Genomic DNA, 2,931 nt, shown 5'->3' with positions numbered 1-2,931 from the left:
TCACAATCACCCGTGAGTGAGCCGACAGGGGCATGTCTGCCTGGGCGGTTGCAGCGTCGTTGTGGTGGGCGACAAGGTCGCGATTCAAAGCTGTCATGGACCCGGGTTCACCAAACAAAAAGCCTGCTGGCCCGCCGCTCAAATCAGCAAGCCAACAGGCCCCGTTACCTGTAAAGAGATTGTCCGCGCGGCCCGAATCGTTCAGGTGGCGGTTGTTAAAAGGGACTATGCATAATGAATGCCAAGCGGTAATTTGCTGGCAATGTATTGAAATGGAAGGAAAAGATGGTTTTTTGCTGGGGTATTTTGGGGAAGGGGCGAGCCCGACTGCACTATATTTGCAAATCAACTACCACTATTGGTGCACTATCGAACCGTGGAATCCCGTACCTATGATTGCGACAGGTCGGTATCGGAGTTGGCGGGCCGCACCAGCCTGCCAAAGAAGATGCCGATTTCGAACAGCAGCCACATTGGCACCGCCAGCAGGATCTGCGAGAGCACGTCCGGGGGGGTCAGCAGCATGCCCAGCACAAAGCAGATGACGAACACGTAGGGGCGCTTTTGCCCCAGCTTGTCCGGCTCCACCGCGCCCATCCAGGACAGGATCACTACGCCGATGGGGATTTCAAAACTGATACCGAAGGCAAAAAACAGCTTCAGCACAAAGTCCAGGTAGCTGCGGATATCGGTCATCACCGCCACGCCTTCCGGGCCCACGCTGGTGAAAAACATGAACACCAGTGGAAACACCACGTAGTAGGCGAAGGCCATGCCACCGTAAAACAGCGCCACGCTGGAGAAGAACAGCGGCAGCACGATCTTCTTTTCCCGCTGGTACAGTCCCGGCGCCACAAATGCCCAGATCTGGTAGAGGATAAAGGGCATGGCGGCGAACAGGGACAACACCATGGTCAGCTTGAAGGGGGTCAGGAATGGCGATGCCACATCGGTGGCGATCATGGTGGAGGACTCGGGCAGGTGGGCCCGCAGCGGTTCGGAAATGTAGAGATAGAGTTGATTGCTGAAGGCAAACAGGCCGGCAAAAATGGCCAGCACCACCATCACACAGCGCAACAGGCGGTTGCGCAGTTCGACGATGTGCTCGATAAAGGGCTGGCTGAGCAGTTCCTCGTCGCTCATGGCCGGGGCGGTTCCTGTGGCGGTTGTTGCTGATCAGAATTTTCGCTGGAGCTATCCCTGGCCTCGGGCGCAGCCGGGCTCCCCGCTTCGCCGGGGGGGCTTTCGATCTCGTGGGCAGTGGACTTCAATTCGCGCAGAATCTGTTCGTTGTGGAGCTGGCGGCGGACCTCGTCCATGCCGATTTCATGATCCAGTTCCCGGCGCAGGTTGTTGAACATCTGCCGGGCGCGGCCCAGCCACAGCGCCAGGGTGCGCATGGCCTGTGGCAAGCGCTGCGGGCCCATGACCACCAGGGCCACCACGGCGATCAGCAGCAGTTCGGAAAAGCCGATATCAAACATGATGCAACAGTCGGGGAGTCAAAGACGTGCCGGGCAAAGGGCAGGTGCTATTCAAGGGGCGTTTTTTTTTCGCTCTTGGCATCGCTGTCAGCGCCGGGTGTGTCTTCACCCTGCTTGTCTCCGGACATGGAGTCCTTGAATCCCTTGACGGCACCGCCGAGGTCAGAGCCGATATTTTTCAGTTTCTTGGTGCCGAAAATCAGCGCCACAATCACCAGAATAATTAACAGTTCCTGCCAGCCAAAGCCCATAAGTCTCTCACCTTGTCGCAATCAGGTTGGGTTGCGCCGGGCCTTTTCCTCCAGGCCCGACAGATCAAAACGGCGTTCCAGTTCGTCCAGTACGGACTGGGCATTCTCGCCGAGGTGGGACAGCATCACCAGTGAGTGAAACCACAGGTCGGCGGTTTCGCCGACCAGCTTGCTGTTGTCGCCACTCAGTTCGGCATCTCGGGCGGCGAGGATGGTTTCCACCGCTTCCTCGCCCACTTTTTCGAGAATTTTGTTGAGCCCCTTGTGATGCAGGCTGGCCACATAGGATTGGTCCGGCTGGGACTGCTTGCGCGCCTCGAGCACCTGGGTCAGTTTCGCCAGTACGTCGCTCATGAATAGATCTCTCCGGGGTCTTTGAGCACCGGGTCGACGCTGTGCCACTGGCCATCCTTGAGAACCCGGTAAAAACAGGATTCGCGGCCGGTGTGACAGGCGATGCCCCCCAGCTGTTCCACCTGCAACACGATCACATCGCCGTCGCAGTCGAGGCGGATTTCCTTCACCGTCTGCACATGGCCGGATTCCTCACCCTTGCGCCACAGCTTGCGGCGGGAGCGGGACCAGTACACGGCGCGCTGCTCCTGTGCGGTCAGTGACAGGGCTTCGCGATTCATCCAGGCCACCATCAGGATACGGCCGCTGTTGGCATCCTGTGCCACGGCGGGCAACAGGCCATCTTCGTTCCAGCTTATGTCGTCGAGAAAGTCAGTCATGGGCGCCATTATGACAGTTGTCGGGGGATCGGCAATACGGATTTGCGGGCCGGGTGGGCCGGAAGGCTATTTGAGTAACAGCAGCAACAGCCCGGTGCCCGCCACCAGCAGGCTGCCGGCAGGCATCTGCTGGAGCTGGTCCAGCCACTGGGGGTAGGCGCTGCCGAGACCGATACCCAGCAGTGCAGCGCCGCTCCAGATGCGCCAGCGGCGCTTTTCCGGACTGGCCGTTAGCGCGGCCGGCTTCGGCTGCGGGGACTCCCGGGTCTGCAGGCGCTCCAGGGTGTGGAATATCAGCTGTGGCACCTGGGGAAACTGTTCCAGCCATTCCGGGCCGTGGCGTTTCAACTGTTCCACCAGGGCATTGGGCTGGAAGCGCTCCTTCAGCCAGCGCTCCAGGAAGGGGTGGGCGGTGGCCCACAGGTCGAGATCCGGGTAGAGCTGGCGGCCGAGGCCCTCGAT

Annotated in this window: 5 protein-coding genes and 1 pseudogene; all 6 read right to left on the bottom strand. The window is 59.7% G+C overall.

The features are described from left to right. Window positions 1-390: 390 nt before the first annotated feature. On the bottom strand, window positions 391-1,143 hold the full coding sequence (gene tatC / locus ABY948_RS11915; protein WP_461482754.1) for a twin-arginine translocase subunit TatC: 753 nt from the start codon (window positions 1,141-1,143) through the stop codon (window positions 391-393). After that, on the bottom strand, window positions 1,140-1,484 hold the full coding sequence (gene tatB, locus ABY948_RS11910) for a Sec-independent protein translocase protein TatB (protein ID WP_461482753.1): 345 nt from the start codon (window positions 1,482-1,484) through the stop codon (window positions 1,140-1,142). The genes tatC and tatB overlap by 4 nt, the downstream gene beginning before the upstream one ends. A gap of 47 nt (window positions 1,485-1,531) precedes the next feature. Then, complete coding sequence (locus ABY948_RS11905) at window positions 1,532-1,735, bottom strand: Sec-independent protein translocase subunit TatA (RefSeq protein ID WP_461482752.1); 204 nt, start codon at window positions 1,733-1,735, stop codon at window positions 1,532-1,534. Between the two features lie 21 nt (window positions 1,736-1,756). Then, complete coding sequence (locus tag ABY948_RS11900; RefSeq protein ID WP_461482751.1) at window positions 1,757-2,089, bottom strand: phosphoribosyl-ATP diphosphatase; 333 nt, start codon at window positions 2,087-2,089, stop codon at window positions 1,757-1,759. After that, window positions 2,086-2,469 (bottom strand): phosphoribosyl-AMP cyclohydrolase, encoded by a 384-nt coding sequence (hisI, locus tag ABY948_RS11895; protein ID WP_461482750.1) that lies wholly within the window; start codon window positions 2,467-2,469, stop codon window positions 2,086-2,088. Before hisI ends, ABY948_RS11900 begins: the two co-directional genes overlap by 4 nt. A gap of 66 nt (window positions 2,470-2,535) precedes the next feature. Beyond that, window positions 2,536-2,931, bottom strand: a pseudogene (locus tag ABY948_RS11890) (ubiquinone biosynthesis regulatory protein kinase UbiB); the annotation flags it as partial.

This window comes from Porticoccus sp. (assembly GCF_041592135.1).
Taxonomy (GTDB): Bacteria; Pseudomonadota; Gammaproteobacteria; order Pseudomonadales; family Porticoccaceae; genus Porticoccus.
The sequence above is the reverse complement of the archived record's forward strand: the minus strand, read 5'-3'. Positions and strand labels throughout refer to the sequence as shown.